Here is a 19,918-nt window from a genome sequence, read left to right on the forward strand (position 1 = left end):
AAGCCATGCTTGAATACCTGCGCATTCGCAATCTGGCCCTCATTGAGGACATGGAACTGGAATTTTCGCCCGGCATGAACGTGCTGACGGGTGAAACCGGGGCGGGGAAGAGCTTTATCCTTAAAGCGCTGGGCTTTCTGCTTGGCGACAAACTTTCGGCGGATATGGTTCGCGCGGGTGCTGAGCGCGCACAGGTAGAGGCCCTGTTCAGCACAAAAGATGCGGACATGGTTCTGCGGCGCGAAATTGTGGCGGAGACAGGCCGCAGCCGCCTGTACATCAACGATGAGCTGCGCTCGCAAGACAGTCTGCGCGACCTGCGCAACCGCCTTGTGGCCCACACCAGCCAACACGCCCAGCAAAAACTGCTTCAATCTTCATTTCAGGCCAGGCTGCTGGAAAGCGGCCTAAGCTGCCCCGAGCTTCTGCACCAGCGGGACGCCCTGCTTGCGCGCCTTCAGGCCAATGCGGCCCAGCGCTCTGCCCTGCTTGAGCGTCAGGCCGGGTTGGGCGAACGGCGCGAGCTGCTTGAAATGCAGCAGCAGGAGATCGACAAGGTTTCTCCCGAAGAAGGCGAAGAAGAAAAGCTGGAAGAAATTCGCGCGCTGGCCCGTTCCATGGAGCACCAGCAGGAGAATTACGAGCAGGCGCTCATTTTGCTGCAAGGCGATGATCAAGAAGGCGTGATCGACCAGCTGGGCCAGTTGGAAAAGCTCTTGCAGCGCATGTGCCGGGAGGACGAATCCCTCCAGGCCGATGCCGACGCCGTGGCCGCCCTGCGCCAGCAGCTTGCCCACCTTGGCGGCAGGCTTCGCCGCCCGCCTGCCCTGCCTGGGCTGGACGAAATGCCCGACATGGATCATCTGGAAGAGCGCCTGTTTGCCCTTGCGCAGCTCAAGCGCAAGCTGCACAGAACCCTGCCGGAGATTCTGGCCCTGCGCGAAGAAATTTCCGAGAACCTTTCCTTCCTTGATGTATGCGCGCTGGACATCACCCGGCTGGACAAGGAAGCGGCAGCTCTTGCCGCAGAGCTGGCCGCTGTGACCGCCCGCATCATCCCGGCGCGCCGCGAAGCGGCAGCCGCCATTGCGACCAAGCTGGAAAACGAACTGCGCCAGTTGGGCTTTTCAGATCAGGTACGGGTATTGCCAGATTTTGCCGTGCAGGAAATCTGGCCCGGCGTTACAGACGAGCGAGGGCGCATCCTTTGGGCACCCAACCCCGGCCAGCCCCCGCAACCGCTGGATAAAATCGCCTCGGGCGGCGAGCTTTCGCGCTTTTTGCTGGCGCTGGCCAGCGTGCAGCAGGACGACGAAGGCGCTACATTCATATTTGACGAGGTCGATGCCGGAGTTGGCGGCATGACCCTGAACAAGCTGGCCGAAAAGCTCTATGCACTGGCCGAAACGCGCCAGATGCTGCTCATCACCCACTGGCCGCAACTGGCGGCCCGCGCCCGCAGGCATTTTCAGATTGTTAAGATGGTGCGCGATGGGGAAACCTTTACCCTCTGCTCCCCCCTTAACAAAGAAGATCGCCACGCCGAGCTTGCGCGCATGGCAGGCGGCGGCGAACAGGGCGAGGCGCTGGCCCGCAGCCTGGAAAAATAGCACTCTGCAAAATTTGCCGTGTGGTTTAGACCATGCGGCATTTTTCTTTCATACTTGCCGCGACATTATCGTGCTGCGGCCAGTATCTACGTATCTTTCTGACAATTTTTTGACTTTCTCTAAACTTTTTGCCCTTTTTCAGGCCTGCAATGAGAACTGGCACTTATCTTGCTTATACCTTCTCCAGATAACGGAAAGGCAAATTTGACCATAGCCACAGGGGGAGCATGTGACTAACGAAAATAATAATTGCATAAGCGCCATGCTCCATATGCAAACTGGCGCTCCAGGAGCCGCCTCGCATGCACGGCACGGGCAGATTGCGGGGCAACCGCTTTCGGGCCTGGACGAAGCATCGGCCAGGGCCTTGAGATGCCTGGCAAAGGATGGCGAAGGGCTTGTTACGGCACTTGAAGCGCGGCTTGATTCGCTTCAGGAAGCCTTTATGGACATGCTGAACAGCCAGCTTGAAGAACGCCACCTCCGGCCCGAAGACCGCCTGCATCTGTATGTTTCGCCCGAGGGAACACTGGTGGTTGAAGGCAACGACAACGACGCCAACCTGCTGTGCGATATCATCACGCGCAAGCCGGACTTGCAAAAAAACTTTAAGGAAATGGCCCAGGTGGCCATGCTCTCGCACGGTGTAGAACTGGCAACCCAGATCCATAACGATATTATCGATCAGGTTGAAGACGCCAATCCCCTGCTTAGGCACTATCATATGTGCCTTAAGGGGCCGCTCTCGCATTTCTATATCCGTTAGAGCTTGCCAAAGTCGAGCAAGCGACTTATTGTAATGCTTGACCAAATGGGGGCGCACTGGTTTCGACGGGGACGTGGAAGCCTTAGCGGCAGGTCGAGGCGCCGCTGGCCTCGTAAAAAGCGGCAACAAAAGTAATTGCCAACAACGATTACGACTACGCTTACGCTGCCTAAAAACAGCGAGGCAACGACCGCTTAGGCGGTCACGTCATTCTGGGCCATGTCTGATAACCCTGAATGGCGACACTTATCAGGCTGGCGGAAATCGGTGCTCACCGGGGTTTTCCGCGAGGAGTTTACCGGCGGGATTGCCGTGATGCGCCCGGTCAGGGGCTACCACCACGGTGAAATTAATACCTGACATAAACCTGTAGATGCTTCGTGTGGACAGTTCGCGGACGGGGGTTCAACTCCCCCCGCCTCCACCACCCCCACAAATTAAAGTGGCTTATACGATCTGGATAAGACGTATAAGCCACTTTTTGTTTGGCTAATTCTTTTTTCCGTTCAATTTCCACTCATTTCTTTGAAAGGCAACCACACAGCATTGAAGCAAAAACTATTATAATGTACAAATTATCATTATCGCATAGAGGTAATAAAGCCTATGAATTTTAAGCCGCGCACCATTGATTCTCTTTCCGAAATGATTTGTGGAAACTTTCCACATGATGAAACATTTTTCATCTACCGTAGTAGTTCTCAGTTAACACGTTTTTTTCGACACTGTGATACCGATTATCGCCATGACGGGTCAACGCGCGACAAATGGGTTGCAGGAGTACTTGAAGAAATTTTATCTGAATCCCACTCTAATGAGTTTACACCTCCTGAAATTTTTTCTCGTATAATTGACGTATTAATGGATAAAGAAGATGCAATTAATGAAAGTAGTGAACGCGTTCTCGCATTAGAAAAATTAAATATAACCCTGGCGAGAGAAGGATATGAAGCTTTTTACGCAGAAGATAACAGATGTTATTTACGCCATATAGAAACCAGCACAATAATTAATAGCCAACCAAACCCTAATAGACCTTTTTCCCAACATGAAATTCTTCGCAGAGAAAAACTTGTAAAATATTTTGATAGTATATCGGAAGATGGTCTTATTGAAACAATTCTATTGCCACTTTTTCGCCAACTGGGATTTCACAGGGTCACAGTATCTGGACATAAAGATAAATCACTTGAATACGGTAAAGATCTATGGATGAAATACACATTACCCACACGGCATACCTTATATTTTGGCATCCAAGTCAAAAAGACAAAAATTGATGCCTCTGGTGATAGCCGTTCAAAAAATACGAATATTGCAGAAATACACAATCAAGCCCTCATGATGCTTGGTCATGAAATATTTGACCATGATACAAGCAGGCGTGTGTTGGTTGACCATGCATACATAATATCTGGAAGTGAAATAACTAAACAGGCAAAAAACTGGTTGGGCGAAAAACTTGATATTTCAAAAAGAAGTCAAATCATATTTATGGACAGGGAAGATTTGCTTAATCTTTTTATTGTAACCAACCTACCGTTGCCAAATGAAAAGCAATCATCTGACACTCTGGATGAACTTCCATTCTAAAATGGAATTATGGAAAAAACATTATTTAAATATTTATAATTATATTTCAGACGGTAACTTTCCAACAACGTTGTTCTGTTACCAATCCATGGGCTTGCCAAGCGGGCCACGCGGGATGTCCGGGCCAAAGGTATAGGCACCGGGGCGTTGCACGTCGCTCAGTTCACGGCGGGCATGCAGAATCAGATCCTTGTGTAGCGCTGACACGTCATAGCCCGGTTGCGGCACCACAAAGGCTTTGAGTCTGTAGCCTTCGTCCTGCCGCATCAGCCGCACAAGGCACTGTTTTACCCCTTCGTGGCGCTCGATTACCGAAGCCACATACTGGGGAAACACATTGATGCCGCCCACCTGCACGGCTTTGTCGATGCGCGCGCCCGGTCGCAGGTGCCGCTGGCCTGTCCAGGTTACGTTATCCATCAGCGGGTAGTGCTGCACCACACCATCCGGCAAGCAGCGCACCAGCGCGTTGCAGTGCTCCCCTTCTCCCCGCGCCACATGCGGCAGCAGTTCATAATCGGCTTCCGGCGCAAAGCGGCAGCAAACCACACCCATCTCGGACGAGCCAAAAAATTCCATTACACGAAAGTCCTGCCGCTCCAGCGCATGCATCACCTCGGGCGGCGTGGGCGAAGTGCCGGTCAGCAGGGTAATCCCCTGCCCCGCCTCCGAGCTGGAGGCCTGCCATCCGCGCATATCCACAAGGCGCGACAGCAACAGCGGTATGCTGATAACAAGATCGCCGGGGCGCATTTGCGCCTCAACCATTGTTGGCAGGGGCGGCACGCTACGGATGGGCACCCCGAGGCTCAGTGGCAGCAGCAAGCCAAACGTAAAGCCGTACATGTGATGCATGGGGACGGTAATCAGCGCCGAGGTTCTGTCCGCCACAATGGGGGCCAGACTGGTCACTTCCTGCCGGATGTGGCTTTCCTTATGCGTGCAGGGCTTGGGCTTTCCCGTTGAGCCGGAAGTAAAAAACGTGAGTGAGCGGTCGCTGTGTTCCCACTGCTGCAAAACCCGTTGCGAAAAATCGCCACACAGCCCGCCAACCTCGGGCGCGGCTGCAGTGGTGTGAAACATGGCATTGCACCGCTGCGCCATATTTTCCAGCGCAGTTGCATCAAGCCCAAGCGATTCCCAGCGCATGGATGCAAACTCGTGCGGCGCGCGCGCCTCAAAGCTCAGCGGATTGCGCTGGCTCAACTCTGCCTGCGCCACGGATTGCACTATCGCCGTAACAGCCCTGAAATCAAGAATTGCAATCCGCTCAAGCGGCCAGGACTCCATTACGCACCCCGCACTTCGATTAAAGCCTGTCTGCCGCTTGCAGCAGCAGCGCAGACGCAGTTAACAGCTTCGGCCCTGTCCGTCTGCGGCATGTTCAGGGCCAGCATCACATCCAGAGCCTGCGCCAGTGGCCCATGACCGTACAGATGTTCATGATTTGCCCAGCCCGGCCCGGATGCGACACCCGAAGCAAAGACAGGGCCGTCCGCCTCCGGCTGTTGCCCCCACCGCACTCGCAGCGAGGGCGCACCCGCAGCTTGCCTGCCCAGACACAGGGCAACGGCCCCTTCCGTCTGGGGGTGCCTGCTGCTTAAATATTCCGGGCAGCAGCGGGAAAAACGGCTGTCGGTTTCGTCCACCGCGCACAGCAGCACCCTCTCGGCCCGCCCCGCACCCAACAGGGCTGCCGCCGTGCTCACAGCACCGGCAAAAGAAAGCTCAAACTGCGAGATGGTAAAACACGGCCCCTCAATGCCAAGCAGCAGGCTGAGCAGGCCTGCGCCCATATTGTTGACGGCATGCGAAAAGGCCGTTGGCGAAGAAAGATGCGGCCCGTTGTCCAGAATGGAATCCATAAAATCCATGCTCATTTGCGAGCTGCTGTAGGCAGTGCCAAAAACAAGAGCTGTCCGGTGCAGGACTTCTTTTTGTCGCCAGCCCGCCGCGTCCAGTGCCTGCACGGAGGCCAGAAGCGCCATACGCGCATACCGGGGAATGCGGCGCAGCGACACGCCCGGCAACAATGCCGCGAGTGAAGAAATATCGGGGGCAGATATGGTAGGCGTTTGCCCTGACTGTATGGCAGCAAGGGCATCCTTGCCGCCGATGCTGTGCACAAGCCCGGTTCCCGTCACAGAAAGCGCTGCACTGCTCACGGCTTCACCCTCCCCAGAACCAGAGCGGCATTGCCGCCGCCAAAACCCAGCGAGGTTGAAAGCGCAAATGGCGACGATGCCGCAAGGGCGCTCTGCGTGGGCGCAAAACCTATTTCAGGGTCAATGGTGAAAAACCCCGGCGAGGCCGGAACCGTGCCGTTGCGCAGGGCCGCGAGCGTCAGCACGGCTTCCAGCGCGCCAGCGGCCCCAAGTGTGTGCCCAGTGCCGCCCTTGCTGGCCCATACGGGCACCCCCGGCAGCAGGGTGCGCAAAAGCCGTCCTTCAACCTTGTCGTTCTCACGGGTAGACGTGCCATGCGCGTTCACAAAAGCCATGTCCGCCGCTGTGAGGCCTGCCTGATCCAAGGCCGAGCCGATGGCGAATGCCAGGCCCCGCCCTTCGGGATGCGGCGCGGTAAAATGGTGCGCGTCAGAGGCGTTGCCGTAGCCCAGCACATGCCCGAGCACGGCGGCATTGCGCTCGCGGGCATGCTCGGCGCTTTCCAGAACCAGCGCGGCTGCGCCTTCGCCAAGGTTCAGGCCTTTGCGGTCACGGTCAAAAGGGCGGCACGGCTGGTCGGAATATATCATCAACCGCGCAAAGCCCGTATGCGGCACGAGGCTCAGGGCATCTGCGCCGCCGCACAGCACGCACTGGCACTGGCCTGTGGTGATGAGATCCATTGCCAGCCCAATGGCGTCTGCGCCGGATGTGCAGGCATCGGTGACGGTCAGGCGCGGCCCGTGGGCCTCCACGTCCATCTCCAGCGCAAGATTGGCGCTAAAGTAGTCGTCACGGTCGGCCCCCTGCCCGCAGGAGCATGCAGGCGGTGCCGATGCAGCAGCCTGCTCTGGCGTGGTTCCACGGCTGGCGGCGTAAGACTCCAGAAAGTGCGACGCGCTCCCGGCGGTTGTGCCAAGCACAATGCCCGCCTCACGCAACAGATGCTGGGGCAGTGCGGCCTCAGCCAACGCGCTGCGGCACGCGGCCCTTGCGAGCGTGAGGGTATCCTGCGCGGAGTGCTTGCGCCCTCCGGGAAAGTGCTTTTCAGCAAGCCCGAAAAACGGATATGGCAAGGCCCGGCTGTCCAGCACACTGGCCGAAACAAGCCCGCCCCGCCCGCTTTGCAGGCCATCCAGAACCGCAGCCGGGCTGTCACCCGCCGCGCACAGGCAGGCCATGCCTGTTACAACAACGCCTGAACCGTGCTGCATTGCTTTTCTCACGCCTGCGCTTTGCGGGTGCAGATAAAGTCTGCAAGGCCACTCACTGAGGTAAAAGCCTTGCGGGCTTCCTCGGCATCAGCAATAGCTACGCCAAAATGCTTTTCAACCACGACCACAAGTTCCACCGCGTCCAGCGAGTCCAGCATAAGGCCGGAATCTCCAAACAGCGGGGCCGAGGAATCAATGTCTTCCACGGTAACGTCTTCGAGGCGCAGGCCATCAATAATCGCCACTTTCAGGGCGGATTCCATTTCGTTTTTTGTCATCATTGCGACCACATATCGTAAAAATTAAAGAACTGGTACGGGTGCCGTTCCACAACGGTTTCCATTGCTGCGGCAAACTGTTGCGCATACGGCTGAAAAACAGAAACATCACGGCGCGGCAAACCAGCGGGCACCGCCAGCCGCTCAGCCATAAAAACTCTGGTGACGCCTTTTTCACGCACGGTAAAGAGCATGAGCAGTTCCGCCCCCGTGATGGAGGCAAGCGCGTAGGCGCTGGCAGGGATGCGGATGCTCCCGCCCATGAAGGCCACATCAACGCCCTGCCCCGCCAGACGCGTACCGTGCATCCGGTCGCCCATCATGCAGACAACTTCGCCGCGCCGCAGCGCTGCGGCGGCTTCTACCATTGAACCTACAGGATCCGCCGAATCAATAATCTTGAACGGCCTGCCCCTGCCGTGCTGGAAGTAGTGTTTGCCCTGATCCTCGGGATTGTGCAACTGCACCACGTTCACCGGGCGGTCAAACTGCTCCAGCCCCGCAATGCCAACCTGCCAAGCGCCAATGTGCGCCGTCAGCACAATGCAGCCATGTGGGTTGGCCCCTGCCTCGGCAAATCGCTGCCGCACATGCTGGTCAGTTTCGCAAAAAGGAAACCGCCCGGTGACCCCGGCAATCATCCTGTCCAGCAGCACTTGCCCGAAATTCAGATACAGGCGGTAGGCATGCACAAATCTGCCCAAGACTCCGGCGCGGGGAAAGCGGCGGTCAATATAGGCCGCGCAGCGCTGGCGCACATGGGGCAGCATGGCATAGTACAGAACAACAAAGGCCAGTACAATTCGCGCTGCAAAGAGCATCCGGCAGCGCACCAGAACCTCAAAAAAACCGTACTGAAGCCGGGAGCCAAGTACGGCTGTTATGGGACGTTTAGTCTGCAAGGTCGCTCCCTTTGCCGCCCCCCTGCCGCATGCGCGTCATGCCGCGCGCCGCAAGATAGGCCAGCGCGCCCACTACGGCCCCTGCAAGCAGGCCCAGCAGCGGTGCAAGAACAAGCGCACCCACAAACCAGTCGAATATGCGCTGTGGAGCTTCATAGCCGAGGGTCTGCACAGAAAATTCCGTCAGCCATCTGCCATTGCGCAGCCTGTAACCAAGCAAAACCCCAAGGCCCGGCACAAATGGGGGCCACGTGAGCGGGATCATTGCCAGAGCGCAGAGCCTGTTCAGCCGCAGCCAGCCAATGCACAGCAGGAGCAGAATACTCTGTAAACCCGGCAAGGGCAGTGTGGAAACAGCTATGGCAACTGCCGCCGAGCGCCCCAATTGCCACGGCGTGGCTCTGTCCGCAAGCAGACGGCGCAGGGAATCCATAGGGCGCAGCAGAGAAATGCGGCCCTGTCCGTCCACGCTGTGCTGGCGAAAGGGCACAGGCACCAGGGCGCGGATAGTCAGCCGCGTGTTCAGCAGAGAAATACGGATATTGTCCTTGAGCGCCTTGAAATGCGAAACGCGCTCTTCCCTCGGCGGATAATACACCCGAATGCCAATTTCGCGCACGTCAAATCCGGCCCATGCGGCGCGCACCAGCACTTCAACCTCAAAGGCGTAGCCCGGTTCCGTGAATTTCAGGCAGTCCAGCACACGCAAGGGATAAGCGCGGAACCCGCTCTGCATGTCGCGCACCCGCTCCCCTGTCTGCACACGCATCCAGAAGGCGGAAAACGCCCTGCCGAAACGGGACGAGCCAGGCACGTGCGGCACGTTGAAATCGCGGCAGCCCACAATAATTGCGCCGGGGTGCTGCGCAATGGCCTGCAAAAAAAGGGGGATGTCTTCCGGGTAGTGCTGTCCGTCGGCATCCAGCGTAATCATGTGCGTTGCGCCAAGCCGTGCGGCCTCAGCCGCGCCAGCCAGCAGGGCCGCGCCCTTGCCGCCGTTGCGGGGCAGGCGCACAAGCGTGATGGGCAGGCCCTCCAGGCTATCAGCACTGCCGTCTGTGGAGCCGTCGTCCACCACGATGATCGTGCCGCACTGGTTCAGGGCCCGCTGCACCACATCGCGCAGGCCTTCACGGTGGTTGTACACCGGAATGACCACGGCAATTACTGGCGGCATACGACCTTGCCCTGCCGCCACTGCGCGCAGAATTCGCGGTAAAAGGCTGGCGGCTCCATGAGCAGGTTGCCGTTCAGATCAAGCATAAGCTGAGTTGTACTGGCTGTGGTGGTCACAAGGCCTGCCGCGTCTTCAATGCGGTATTCAAAATCCAGCACTGCAGCCTCATTCCAGAACAGCTCCGCGTGGATGGTGTATGTCTGGCCGTACAGCAGCGGATGGTGAAAATCCAGATGAAAGAGCTTGAGCGGCACCACAACGCCATTATCACGAAAATCCAGATAGCTGATGCCATAGGCACGGCCCATGGCCTCCCGGCCATCCTCAAGCCAGCTGGCATAGCGGCCATGCCACATAAAACGCACGGCATCCACCTCTTCAAAGCGCACCGTGCGCTGGACGCTGACGCAGAGAGAAGGTACCTCCGGCGCGCTACGGCGGCGGGGACGTGAAGCGCGGTGCAGGCTCATAGCGCTGGCACCTCCACCTGTATGCGGGCTGCCAGCGTTTCGCCGCTATGCAGGGTGCATTCCCAGCGCCCCTCACGACGTCCCTTGCTCAGGGTCAGCAAAATATCCACATCCGGCCCAAGCGGCGCAAGAAATTTGGCCTGCGGCACACATGCCAGATCCGCGGATTGCCCCATTGCTTCAAGTGCAACCTGAGCCATGAGCACCTGAACGACAGCGGGCAGCACAGGATGCCCCGGAAAATGCCCGGCGAACACTGCACTGTCCGCCGCAAAACAAAAGCTCTGCCGCCACGCGCCCTGCTCGGGCGAATGTTCCAACTGGCTGACCGCATGTAGCACGGCACGACGCATCACGCTCATAAATGCGAAATCTCCACAAAATACATATCCATGGTCATTCCGTCCTGCTCACTGTACACGCCATTCAAGCCATCCGCTGTCGGGCTGAACCGAGCCTTCCAGCCTTTGCCCTCAAGGTTCGGCTGCACAGCATCCTGACCGAGAGCAGGCAATATTCTGTATACGGCCACGCCAGTACGGAACAACAGGCTGGTTGCCTCCCTGCCCATACCTTCCGCCGTGGTGCATTGCATTTTTACAGACTGCGCACTTGTTGCGCCTTTAAGCCCACTGTCTGGCTCAACATCGGCGCTGTACGTGCATACGCCCAGAGTTCTGCCATGTGGAAGGATAAGCGCCAGACTCCCGCCGGATTCAGTCATTTGCACTTCGCCCTGCACTGGTGCCTTCTGCCCGGCAATAGTCAGCCGCGCGCCAAACTGCGCCACCAGAGAACCGCTCTGCTGGCTTGCCTGAAGCGGCGGCAACAGCACGGCGCGCTTTTGCGCGCCGCAAGCGGCAACAAGCCCCAAAATCAGCAGCAAGCCTGCGTATCGTAGGGCCTTCATGCCTGTTTTCCTTGCACCCGGCAGAGTCTGGGCAAAAGCCACAAGGCCACAGGAACCTCCACAATCAAACCCCAGAAAATTACTTCACCCATAGCTTTAAGGGCCGGGTGTTGCGCAAGAGCCAGAAGGCCCATACCTGTGAATGTGGTGAGTGAAGACACAACAACCGCCCGCTCCACACCCATTTTCACCCCGCTGACAAGGTCATGCGTGACCACAATACCGTGATCCGCCGCAAGGCCCAGCACCAGCGGCATTGCCGCCATGCCTGCCAATGTCAGGGGGTGGCTGGTAATGGACATCCACGCAAGTATACAAGCAACGGAACACAACGGTGGCAAAGATGCAAGCAAGGTTCGCCGCGCATCGCGAAAGTATAAAAACAGAAGAGCCAGACAGGCCATCCAGGCCAGAGGCACAAGCCGTTTTTCCATATCAAGCTGCTGCAACAGCGTAGTTTCAAGTTCGCCGGGGGCCAGCGCCATTGTCTGCGCGGCGAGGACAGGTTCCAGACGGCTCACATCCGCCTTTTTGCTGGTAAAGAGCAAAAGCCGAGCTGTGTGGTCATCAGCTTGCGGCGCATGCAAAAATATATCGACCATCTCGCCAAGGCCTGCGGCGCGTAGCACTGCCGGGTCAAAGTCCGCCACCGGGCGTTCAAGCAGCTCCACAAAGGGGGTAAAGGCTTCAGCGGTGAATCCGTAACGCTGCGCTGCGGTTGTCAAAAGGGCCTGAACACGCGGCCCCTCCATTTTTGCAAAGGCTTCCCACCGTTGCACGTTGGCCTGAGTCTGCTCTGGCGAAGGCCACACATCGGTAAGGGTGCCGATCTTGTTTTCCGGTTCAAGAACGCGCAGGGCCTGCGCTACAGCACGGCCATTGGCAAGGGCCGCATCCGTTGTCGGCCCTTCAACCACGAGGATGTTACTGTCGCGCGATCCCCAAATGGCTTTAAGCTTCTCGCCGTCCTGCTGCAATTGCGCCATGTCCGCCCCCATGGTGCGGGGTGAAACATCCACCCGTACGATGGAAAACAAGGCGTAGCACAACAGCAACAATCCAAAAACACACGCAAAGACACGTAGGGGCACTGGCTGACGCGGCGCTGTATTTTCTTTGCGCACAGGCAGGGGCGGCGTATTGAACCAGGGGCACACGGGAAGCACAACAACCGCCAGCGCAAAGCCCGCGCTCAAGGTAAGCAGGGCAAAAAGGGCCAGCTGGCGTACAGCCGGAATGCCCGAAAGCAGCAATACGGCAAAGCCGGAAGCATTGACCAGATACCCCTGAAACAGAGGCGGCGTAATATGCTCCAGCACACTCTCTGTTGAGTCGCCGCTACGCAGGGCAAAATGCATATGCACGGCGTAGTCTTCCGCCACGCCAAGTACGGACGCGCCAAAACCCAAGGCCAACCCGGAGAGTGCTGGCGTGAGCAGGGTCATGCCGCCCAGGGCGAAGCTGGCGGCAAATGCGGGCACCAGCATAAGCCACAGGGCACCGCGCGAGCGCACCAGCAAGGCGTACACCAGCACAAACCCCAGCATGGAAAAAAAGACGATATTGGTCACGTCGCGCTGGATAACCTGCGCATTGACGGCGCTGTGCCTGTGCCCGCCCACCACAAGACCCTGCATATCCGGCGCGAGGTGTTTCTGCATGGCGGCATGGATGGCGTCCATCAACTGAGCCGCGGCGCTGACATCGTGCAGGGAATGGGCTGGCCGCAGCACCAGCAACAGGTGTTTGCCGTCCGCGCTCACAGGATAACCCAGCACAGGGTCAGGCATGGCCCCGGCATGCTCTGCTGGCAGGCGTGAAAGCACAAACCGGCGCAAGCTCAGTGGATCGGCCCGCAGCCATTCCTGGGCGGGGCCAGCGGCAAGAAGGCTGTTCAGATTGTTGTGAGCCGAGCGCACTGCGGCATCAATCTGCGGGGCATCGGCTGCCTGTTGTAGCTGGCCCAACGTGGCATCATCCATAAAATACGGCAGCAGAGCCATGAGCGCCTGGGCATCGGGCATGCCCAAGGCCCCCACTCTTTCAGCCACATCCGGCGGCAGATCGCCCACGATAGCATCGGCAGCGCCTGCAAGCGCGTACTTTCCGCCATGACGCTCTGTGGAAAGATCAATAAACAGCAGGCCAGAAGCCGGGGAAACATCCAGGGCTTTGGCCATGCGGCGCACCTGCGGCACATCGTCGGGAAAAAAGGCCAAGCTACTGGAATCTGGCTGTATCCGGGCAGCCAACAAGGCAAAAACCGCCCAGCACAAGAGGACCAGGCTGAATCCCAGAATCTTGTGTGAGCGTATCCAGCAATGAAGCCTGACAATGAAAGGCTTGCCCATAGGCCTACTGACCACCGCTCCCCGCTGCCTCAAGCACGGCGCAGGGCGCTGGCAAGGCCTCGTTGACCCGAGTTTGGTTAAAGGCAATGCGCACCGTATCGCCGTTACGTTCCGCAAAGGTCAACTGGCGTACGCTCTTGAGATCATCGGCGAAGGTTACTTCAAGCCTTGCAAAAAAAGACTGTCGAAGGGGGTACAGCAGAAGCATGGGTTTGTCGGCCTGCGGGCGCTCGAGCCTGTAGGTGGCGCGTAGAGCCGCCGGATCAATGCTGATCCAGTCCAGAATATTCCGGATTATAGCTGTAATGACAGTGGATTCCCGCTCATTGGCAGGGCGCGTTGCTTCCGGCGAGCCTTCCCACAGTGCGCCTCTTCCATTCTTGTAAATGAAGCCAGAGGCAAGAGGACGGGTATAAGCCCAAAGCAGGCTGTCGGCGGTTTCAAAGCCGTTGTCATCCTTGCTGGTTGCACGCGCCTGGGCATTGGCCGCCTGGGCAGCACGGCGCAGGCAAAAATAGCCTTGCGAGGTCATGGGGCGGGCCAACACGGCCATGGACTTTTCCTGCACAAAATCAGCGCTCAGGCTGGTAATGCCAGCACTTTGCTTTGCGGCAGCATCAAGCAGAGCCTCGGCGTTTGCAAGCGGCTGCTCCTGCGCAACCGCAGAAGCCGGCAACACGATAAAAGCAATAAAAAGCCCAGCCAAGAGCAGCAGGCCCACAGATGAACGCATCAGGCCGTTTCCTCCGGCATAAATATCTTGAACTGCGCGGTGGCCAGTAGCTGACCCTCGGCATGCACCTCGCCGTCAACCACCGCAATTTCGCCAAGTCTGGCTGAGACGCGCACAAAGACGTCCAGGCACTGCCCCACGCACGCATCTGCACGCACGGTTACATCGCGCAGGGCGGCAAGGTAGCCCCAGCCCGCGCAGGCACCGCCTGCTGCAAGCAGGCTGGCCCCGGCCCCGGCGGCAAAACACTGCGCCATGATTTCCGCATAGGCCACGCGCTCAAGTTTGCCATCGGGCCGCAGAAAGGGATTATCTTCCCGCACTGCCGCCGTTGCCCGCGCTTCTTCCGAGCTAAAACTTTCAAGCCCGCTCAGAAGAAGCATGGGGGCACGGTGCGGCACAATGGCCGTAAGAGGCTGCTGCAAATCAGTATTCACTGCTCGCCACATTCTTGCGGATAGCCTTGTCAAGAATGCCGACCCACTTGTTGTAATTGGGATGGATCGAGGCACTGCCATCGCTTTTGGCCTTGTATTCCATGTTGGTGCTGGCCTTGTAGTTGATGCTGTAATGCGTGGCCGTATAGGGGATGGACACTACCACAGTGTGCTTGTTGCGCACCATGATTGTAGCTTCAATAGTGTTGGCGGAAGGTTCAGAAACGCGCCAGCCGGTATCAGCGCAGGATTTGACGATAGCATCGTGCATCTTTTTTTCAGAAATATTCTTGCTGGCTTCAGCAGAGGGGAAGTCATAGGCAAAGGTGCCAACAGGCTGGCCAAAACGGCAACCAATGGCCGCAAGAGCCATCACCAGCACGGTAAGCAAAAAATATTTTTTCATTACACTTACTCTCCTGTCACACACGTTAGATGTTTTACATAAAGATTTCTGACATGCCGCATCATGGCGCGATGCGGTAAAAGTTCTCCGGCAAAGGCCTGTGGCCATACCGGATCAAGAAACTCCATATGGATGGTAGCAGGATGAAAGCCCCTGGCACCAGGAGGAAACACCTGGAAGCTGTTGTGGATAAGCAAGGGGAGTACAGGGCGACCGGCCTTAACAGCAACGTGGAAAGCGCCAGCCCTGAACTTGCCCAGAGCACCAGTACGGGTACGGCTGCCCTCGGGGAAAATCACCAGCGTAACCCCATCACGCAGACGCTCAAGGCATAAGGCCTCGACCTGTTCTGCGGACAAACTCTCCGCATCAATATATTCCGCGCTGCGCATGGTGGGCGCAAAGAAAAAGAGCAACCGGAAGGGCCAACTTTTGGTTATCAGGCACACATTGGCCTGATCCTGCGCCGCAAGCAGGTATATATCCAAAAAAGACTGATGGTTGCACACAACAACCGACCCAGGATACTCCACTGCCATATGTGCGTTGCGAATACGCACCGGCAGCCAGGGCCGCAAAAAAAACAGCGTAGAACGGCCATAAAGCCAGATGTACCGCCGATTAACCACGCACATAACACCGGGGAAAACCGTGTGCAACGCAGCAATGCACAGAGTTAAAGGCAAAATAATAATTGTCCAGCAAACAAAAATTGCACTTATGGCAATGTTTGACACAATATTACTGTTCCGCCTTGACGGTTCCTTCATCGCGCAAGGCCTCGATGAATGCATAAATGTCCCCAAGTGTCTGAATTTTTACCAGGGACTCTTTGTTTTGCAATTTGAAGTTGAAGGCCTTTTCCAGCACTATGACCATATCTACGATATCAAGGCTATCAAGCCCGAGGTCTTCCTTGATATACGCTGCAGGAACAAGCTGATCCGGGGACAATTCAAATTCTTCACTCAAGGCCGCGTCAATCGTCTCTCTAATTTTATTATCGTTCATTCTTTCCCAACACTGATTGAATTTTCACTCAACCTATCAAATAAGATAGTGCAATTGCAACCGCCAAGCGCAAAACTATTTTTCAATACCAAACCACTTGGTTTATGCAGCTGCCCGTTCATATGATTCAAATTTCCGCATCTGGCATCAGGCTTACGCAAGCCGCGCGTTGGAAAATAGGTGGAGGACTGCAACATTTCTATACACAAAATGCTTTCCAGCGCACCGCTGGCCGCCATGGTATGCCCCAGGTGCCCTTTGAAGCTGCTGACAGGTGTTGCAGAGCCAAAAACGGCTTCAATGGCCTGCCCTTCTGCAATATCACCGAATTCGGTAGCGGTGGCATGGGCGTTAACATAGGCAACATCCTGAGCTTGCGCGCCTGCATCTTCCAATGTTCTGCGCATGCAGTCGGCAATGGCAGCCGCGTCGGGCTGGGCGATGCTGCCGGGCGATGAAGATATGGCAGCGCCGCGTATTTCCGCCAGTATGGGCGCATTGCGGGCCTGAGCGCTTTCCAGACTCTCCAGCAGCAGGATGCCCGCACCCTCGCCGCAAACAATGCCTGTGCGCTCCGCATCAAAGGGACGCGAGGCGCAATCCGGGTCTTCTGTGTGCGAGGCAGCGCCAAGACGGTCAAAGGTGGCGGAGGTCAACAGGTGAAATTCATCCGCGCCGCCACAGAGCATCATTTCTTCCCGCCCTGCCGCGATAGCCTCAAACCCGAGACACAGGCTCATGAGGCCAGAGGCGCAGGCGGCGGCAGGCGCAAGCGTGCGGCCTGCGCACCCGCAGGCCAGGGCCACATTGGCGGCAACCGTGTGGCTCATGACCTTAAAAAATACGGTGCTGCGCATGCTCTCCACGCTGCGCTCGCGCAGAAACATCTCAAAAAACTCGTGCAGCATGGTGGGGCTGCCAACCGTTGAGCCTACAGCTACACCCATGCGTTGCTCGGGGCGATTGCTCAGCCCGGCATTGGCCAGAGCCTCCCAGGCAGCCAGGCAGGCAAAAATCGACATGGGCGACATGGAACGCCGCAATTCCCTTGGAATGCGCTTTTCCTGCAAAGGCGGCACCAGCCCGGCTACTCGGCAAGACAAGCCTTCAAGCTTGTAGGCTGGCAAGGGGGACAATGCGCAGCGGTTATCGCGCACACCTTCGTACATGGCTGCCACGCCTTCGCCGAATGGCGAAACTGCGCCCATGCCCGTTACGACTACTCGCTTTCCGCGCATTCCCTGAACTCCTTGAGAACGTTATCATGACCGAAAGAAAATCCCACGGCCAGAGCAGCACTGACCATGCCACCCAACACACCGGGCAGCAGAATGTTCTGCCCGGCCAAAAACAACCCCGGCAGGCGTGTGACAGGCAGCATGGGCATGGCGTCCAGATGGTGCTGCACGCCATAAAGGCTGCCAGTAGCGCCGTAAACCCAGCGCCGCATGGTCAACGGGCTTGCTGCATCCAGGATGCGCCAGCGCCCAGCCAGTTCCGGTAACCGTTTTTCAATGTAGGCCTGCAACCGGGCAGTGGACTCACGCTTCCACTCCACATAGCTTTTGGGGCGCGGATGCGGATCGCCGCCGGGCAAATCCTTGTCGTCCATAAGCGCCACGGCCATCACGGCCTTTCTGCCATCTGGCTGCGGTCTGTCGCAAAAGAGGTATACGCTGGGGTGTGCGCTTTCCACACCCGGGAACAATTCTTCCGCTGAAGGCTCCGGCAGCAGATAGATGCTTTCGTTTTCATTCAGGCAATCGCGTGTTTCTGCAAACAGCAGCATGGCGGAACGTGTTTCCGGTAGCTCATTTATGCGGTGCAGGTAGGCCGGACGCATGAGGCCCTTGGGAATCAGCCCCTCAAGCTGCGAGGGATGCCCGGTAAAGAAGCAGCGCTCGCAGGCAAGGCGGGAACCATCACCTAATGCCACGCCGCGCACGCCTTGCGCCTTGTCCGCCTCTATACCCGCAACGGCAGCGTTGCAGCGCACAGTGACCCCAAGTTCGCCGAGGCCCGTCAGAAGCGCCTCAACCAGAGCCAGCCCACCACCCTGCCACGAGCCGCTGGACTGAAAATACGGCCCCGCCACAAGGGAATATTCTTCAAGCGAGGATTCTTCGGGCCGCACGCCGTACAAAAGGCACCGGGTGCCGAGCATGGCCCGCAAGTGAGGAGGAAAACCCGCAGATGCAGCATACTGGGCCACGCTGCCCACGCTGTGGAGCGCAAATGACGGTTCTGACCACACAGAAGGATTCAGGTACGGGGAGTGCCCCAGTTCAGTATCCATATGGTGCAGAAAAGCCTTCATGGCTGGCCCGGCACCGGGGAATTGCCGCTCAACAGCTTCTGTTACCGCCGCTTGCCCTGCCGGGAGCTGAAACACCTTGCCGTCGGCAAAGTGAAAGACCTCCGTGCGGCTGGTCGTGATCTGCCGCAAATGCTTTTCTACACCCAGCGCCCGCAGCCAGCGGCGCAAAACGCCACCGGCATGCAGACCGCCGCCGCAGTGAAATCCCGTATCAAAATACAGGCCTTCGCGCCAAAAACCACGCAGCAGCGGGGCAACGCGCGGGCCAGCCTCCACCACGGCAACATCGTGGCCCTGACGCGCCAGCAGCAAGGCGGCAGTCAGGCCGGTAATGCCGCTGCCTGCGACCACGCAGCGCATCAGCCGAGCCTCAACACTATACTGGCGTTGCTGCCGCCAAAGCCCGCGGCATTATTCAGCACGACGCGCGGGGGTTGCTCCAGCCTGCGGACAAGCACGGGAATGCCAGCGGTATCTTCGTCCGGCTCTTCATAATTTATGGTAGCAGCCGTAAAGCCCGCCTGCGCCATAATGACGGCGTAGGCCACCTGCGACGCGCCAGACATCCACAGTTCATGCCCTGTGAGGCTTTTCAGCGCCATGACATCGGGGCAGTCAGCGCCGAAAACGGCCCGCAGATTGGCTGCCTCCGCCGCATCGCCCTGAGGGGTGGATGTGGCATGCGCGTTGACAATATCCACATCAGCAGTACTCAGCCCGCCTTCCGCCAGAGCCATACGCATGGCGCGCGCAAGCCCTGTGCGGCTGGGAACGGAAAGGGTCTCGCCGTCCGCGCTGCAACCAAAGCCCAGCACTTCTGCCAGAATGCAGGCATTGCGCCTGTGGGCCGTATCGTAATCTTCCAGCAGCAGGGCCGCAGCGCCGCCGCTTGGCACCAGCCCATCCCTGCCCTTGTCAAAAGGGCGGGAGGCCGCCTCCGCGGGGGTACGCGCAGAAAAAGCCCCAAGGCCGTCAAAGGAGCAGACAGACGGCCAGTTCACTTCTTGCGCAGCGCCGCAGACCACACGGTCAAGCCGCCCAAGGCGAATCTGGTCTGCCGCCTGACCGATGGCATATGCCCCGCTGGCGCAGGCGGCGCTTACCGTCCAGCTTGGGCCGGTATTGCCAAGCAGCACGTTGAGATTCATGGTGATGGTGGAATTCATGCAACGAAAAACATGGCCGCTGCCCATGCCGGAAGTGCAGCCAGCCTCCTGAAGCGCCGCCTGCTGGTCAACTACAGACTGCACCGTGGAATCATTGCCAAAAACAAGGCCGCACCTGTCTGAGCGCAGGTCTTCGGGTGCCAGCCCGGCCTGATCCAGGGCATCCAGCGTTGCCGCATGCGCCTGAATGGCAAAATCCGGCATGCTTTTGCGCTGCTTCTTGTTAATATGGCGCGCGCAATCAAAACCGTCTATACGCCCTGTAAGCGGGCTGTGAAAGCCATGCTCCAGCCGCTGCGGGTCGGCAACTATGCCCGAAATTCCATTATACAACGCATTGGCGATCTGCTCGCGGCTAACGCCCAGAACGGATACAAGCCCCACGCCAGTTATGACAACTCGCCGCATCGGG

21 protein-coding genes and 1 other RNA gene are annotated in these 19,918 nt (G+C 57.9%); 4 read left to right on the plus strand and 18 right to left on the minus strand.

The window, feature by feature from the left end; all coding sequences use genetic code 11:
- Positions 1-5 precede the first annotated feature (5 nt).
- From RDK48_RS09035 to RDK48_RS09050, 4 genes are all read left to right on the plus strand, one after another.
- On the plus strand, positions 6-1,610 hold the full coding sequence (locus RDK48_RS09035) for a DNA repair protein RecN (RefSeq protein ID WP_298997500.1): 1,605 nt from the start codon (positions 6-8) through the stop codon (positions 1,608-1,610).
- A gap of 229 nt (positions 1,611-1,839) precedes the next feature.
- Positions 1,840-2,376: a hypothetical protein gene (locus RDK48_RS09040; protein WP_298997497.1), complete on the plus strand. Its 537-nt coding sequence runs from the start codon at positions 1,840-1,842 to the stop codon at positions 2,374-2,376.
- Between the two features lie 47 nt (positions 2,377-2,423).
- Positions 2,424-2,803, plus strand: a transfer-messenger RNA (tmRNA) gene (gene ssrA / locus RDK48_RS09045).
- 179 nt (positions 2,804-2,982) lie between these two features.
- A complete protein-coding gene (locus tag RDK48_RS09050; RefSeq protein ID WP_298997494.1) occupies positions 2,983-3,969 on the plus strand; it encodes a hypothetical protein in 987 nt (328 codons plus the stop codon).
- Positions 3,970-4,047: 78 nt separating this feature from the next.
- Here RDK48_RS09050 and RDK48_RS09055 read toward each other — a convergent pair whose 3' ends face one another.
- The 18 genes from RDK48_RS09055 to RDK48_RS09140 form a co-directional block, all read right to left on the minus strand.
- Positions 4,048-5,259, minus strand: a complete 1,212-nt coding sequence (locus RDK48_RS09055; RefSeq protein ID WP_298997491.1) for an AMP-binding protein — start codon at positions 5,257-5,259, stop codon at positions 4,048-4,050.
- Complete coding sequence (locus tag RDK48_RS09060; RefSeq protein ID WP_298997488.1) at positions 5,259-6,134, minus strand: beta-ketoacyl synthase chain length factor; 876 nt, start codon at positions 6,132-6,134, stop codon at positions 5,259-5,261. Before RDK48_RS09060 ends, RDK48_RS09055 begins: the two co-directional genes overlap by 1 nt.
- Positions 6,131-7,348, minus strand: a complete 1,218-nt coding sequence (locus RDK48_RS09065; RefSeq protein ID WP_298997485.1) for a beta-ketoacyl-[acyl-carrier-protein] synthase family protein — start codon at positions 7,346-7,348, stop codon at positions 6,131-6,133. The genes RDK48_RS09060 and RDK48_RS09065 overlap by 4 nt, the downstream gene beginning before the upstream one ends.
- An 8-nt stretch (positions 7,349-7,356) precedes the next feature.
- The gene (locus tag RDK48_RS09070) at positions 7,357-7,629 is read right to left on the minus strand and encodes a phosphopantetheine-binding protein (protein WP_298997482.1); all 273 of its coding nucleotides are present in this window, start codon (positions 7,627-7,629) and stop codon (positions 7,357-7,359) included.
- A complete protein-coding gene (locus RDK48_RS09075) occupies positions 7,626-8,528 on the minus strand; it encodes a lysophospholipid acyltransferase family protein (protein ID WP_298997479.1) in 903 nt (300 codons plus the stop codon). The genes RDK48_RS09070 and RDK48_RS09075 overlap by 4 nt, the downstream gene beginning before the upstream one ends.
- Positions 8,518-9,705 (minus strand): DUF2062 domain-containing protein, encoded by a 1,188-nt coding sequence (locus RDK48_RS09080; RefSeq protein ID WP_298997476.1) that lies wholly within the window; start codon positions 9,703-9,705, stop codon positions 8,518-8,520. The genes RDK48_RS09075 and RDK48_RS09080 overlap by 11 nt, the downstream gene beginning before the upstream one ends.
- A complete protein-coding gene (locus RDK48_RS09085; protein ID WP_298997473.1) occupies positions 9,693-10,175 on the minus strand; it encodes a thioesterase family protein in 483 nt (160 codons plus the stop codon). The genes RDK48_RS09080 and RDK48_RS09085 overlap by 13 nt, the downstream gene beginning before the upstream one ends.
- Positions 10,172-10,537 carry a hypothetical protein gene (locus RDK48_RS09090; RefSeq protein ID WP_298997470.1) on the minus strand — a complete coding sequence of 122 codons (366 nt, stop codon included), beginning with the start codon at positions 10,535-10,537 and terminating at the stop codon, positions 10,172-10,174. Before RDK48_RS09090 ends, RDK48_RS09085 begins: the two co-directional genes overlap by 4 nt.
- On the minus strand, positions 10,534-11,085 hold the full coding sequence (locus RDK48_RS09095; RefSeq protein WP_298997467.1) for a hypothetical protein: 552 nt from the start codon (positions 11,083-11,085) through the stop codon (positions 10,534-10,536). The genes RDK48_RS09090 and RDK48_RS09095 overlap by 4 nt, the downstream gene beginning before the upstream one ends.
- Positions 11,082-13,265, minus strand: a complete 2,184-nt coding sequence (locus tag RDK48_RS09100) for a hypothetical protein (RefSeq protein ID WP_298997464.1) — start codon at positions 13,263-13,265, stop codon at positions 11,082-11,084. Before RDK48_RS09100 ends, RDK48_RS09095 begins: the two co-directional genes overlap by 4 nt.
- A gap of 175 nt (positions 13,266-13,440) precedes the next feature.
- Positions 13,441-14,169: an outer membrane lipoprotein carrier protein LolA gene (locus tag RDK48_RS09105; RefSeq protein WP_298997461.1), complete on the minus strand. Its 729-nt coding sequence runs from the start codon at positions 14,167-14,169 to the stop codon at positions 13,441-13,443.
- Positions 14,169-14,606, minus strand: a complete 438-nt coding sequence (locus tag RDK48_RS09110) for a 3-hydroxyacyl-ACP dehydratase (protein WP_298997458.1) — start codon at positions 14,604-14,606, stop codon at positions 14,169-14,171. Before RDK48_RS09110 ends, RDK48_RS09105 begins: the two co-directional genes overlap by 1 nt.
- Complete coding sequence (locus RDK48_RS09115; RefSeq protein ID WP_298997456.1) at positions 14,596-15,012, minus strand: hypothetical protein; 417 nt, start codon at positions 15,010-15,012, stop codon at positions 14,596-14,598. Before RDK48_RS09115 ends, RDK48_RS09110 begins: the two co-directional genes overlap by 11 nt.
- Positions 15,013-15,017: 5 nt before the next feature.
- Positions 15,018-15,806, minus strand: coding sequence for a lysophospholipid acyltransferase family protein (locus RDK48_RS09120; RefSeq protein WP_308587904.1), 789 nt, complete (start codon positions 15,804-15,806; stop codon positions 15,018-15,020).
- Positions 15,754-16,023 carry an acyl carrier protein gene (locus tag RDK48_RS09125; protein WP_298997454.1) on the minus strand — a complete coding sequence of 90 codons (270 nt, stop codon included), beginning with the start codon at positions 16,021-16,023 and terminating at the stop codon, positions 15,754-15,756. The genes RDK48_RS09120 and RDK48_RS09125 overlap by 53 nt, the downstream gene beginning before the upstream one ends.
- Positions 16,020-17,261: a beta-ketoacyl synthase gene (locus RDK48_RS09130; protein ID WP_298997452.1), complete on the minus strand. Its 1,242-nt coding sequence runs from the start codon at positions 17,259-17,261 to the stop codon at positions 16,020-16,022. The genes RDK48_RS09125 and RDK48_RS09130 overlap by 4 nt, the downstream gene beginning before the upstream one ends.
- On the minus strand, positions 17,243-18,700 hold the full coding sequence (locus RDK48_RS09135) for an NAD(P)/FAD-dependent oxidoreductase (protein WP_298997450.1): 1,458 nt from the start codon (positions 18,698-18,700) through the stop codon (positions 17,243-17,245). Before RDK48_RS09135 ends, RDK48_RS09130 begins: the two co-directional genes overlap by 19 nt.
- Positions 18,700-19,914, minus strand: a complete 1,215-nt coding sequence (locus RDK48_RS09140; protein WP_298997448.1) for a beta-ketoacyl synthase — start codon at positions 19,912-19,914, stop codon at positions 18,700-18,702. Before RDK48_RS09140 ends, RDK48_RS09135 begins: the two co-directional genes overlap by 1 nt.
- Between the last annotated feature and the right edge of the window lie 4 nt (positions 19,915-19,918).

This window comes from uncultured Desulfovibrio sp. (assembly GCF_902477725.1).
GTDB lineage: Bacteria > Desulfobacterota > Desulfovibrionia > Desulfovibrionales > Desulfovibrionaceae > Desulfovibrio.

Bases quoted from the DNA above. Each gene is read 5' to 3' on its own strand.
- RDK48_RS09035 (WP_298997500.1), top strand. From the start codon at position 6: ATGCTTGAATACCTGCGCATTCGCAATCTGGCCCTCATTGAGGACATG.
- RDK48_RS09050 (WP_298997494.1), top strand. From the start codon at position 2,983: ATGAATTTTAAGCCGCGCACCATTGATTCTCTTTCCGAAATGATTTGT.
- RDK48_RS09055 (WP_298997491.1), bottom strand. From the start codon at position 5,259: ATGGAGTCCTGGCCGCTTGAGCGGATTGCAATTCTTGATTTCAGGGCT.
- RDK48_RS09065 (WP_298997485.1), bottom strand. From the start codon at position 7,348: ATGCAGCACGGTTCAGGCGTTGTTGTAACAGGCATGGCCTGCCTGTGC.
- RDK48_RS09070 (WP_298997482.1), bottom strand. From the start codon at position 7,629: ATGATGACAAAAAACGAAATGGAATCCGCCCTGAAAGTGGCGATTATT.
- RDK48_RS09080 (WP_298997476.1), bottom strand. From the start codon at position 9,705: ATGCCGCCAGTAATTGCCGTGGTCATTCCGGTGTACAACCACCGTGAA.
- RDK48_RS09085 (WP_298997473.1), bottom strand. From the start codon at position 10,175: ATGAGCCTGCACCGCGCTTCACGTCCCCGCCGCCGTAGCGCGCCGGAG.
- RDK48_RS09090 (WP_298997470.1), bottom strand. From the start codon at position 10,537: ATGAGCGTGATGCGTCGTGCCGTGCTACATGCGGTCAGCCAGTTGGAA.
- RDK48_RS09095 (WP_298997467.1), bottom strand. From the start codon at position 11,085: ATGAAGGCCCTACGATACGCAGGCTTGCTGCTGATTTTGGGGCTTGTT.
- RDK48_RS09100 (WP_298997464.1), bottom strand. From the start codon at position 13,265: ATGGCCAAAGCCCTGGATGTTTCCCCGGCTTCTGGCCTGCTGTTTATT.
- RDK48_RS09105 (WP_298997461.1), bottom strand. From the start codon at position 14,169: ATGCGTTCATCTGTGGGCCTGCTGCTCTTGGCTGGGCTTTTTATTGCT.
- RDK48_RS09115 (WP_298997456.1), bottom strand. From the start codon at position 15,012: ATGAAAAAATATTTTTTGCTTACCGTGCTGGTGATGGCTCTTGCGGCC.
- RDK48_RS09120 (WP_308587904.1), bottom strand. From the start codon at position 15,806: ATGCATTCATCGAGGCCTTGCGCGATGAAGGAACCGTCAAGGCGGAAC.
- RDK48_RS09125 (WP_298997454.1), bottom strand. From the start codon at position 16,023: ATGAACGATAATAAAATTAGAGAGACGATTGACGCGGCCTTGAGTGAA.
- RDK48_RS09130 (WP_298997452.1), bottom strand. From the start codon at position 17,261: ATGCGCGGAAAGCGAGTAGTCGTAACGGGCATGGGCGCAGTTTCGCCA.
- RDK48_RS09135 (WP_298997450.1), bottom strand. From the start codon at position 18,700: ATGCGCTGCGTGGTCGCAGGCAGCGGCATTACCGGCCTGACTGCCGCC.
- RDK48_RS09140 (WP_298997448.1), bottom strand. From the start codon at position 19,914: ATGCGGCGAGTTGTCATAACTGGCGTGGGGCTTGTATCCGTTCTGGGC.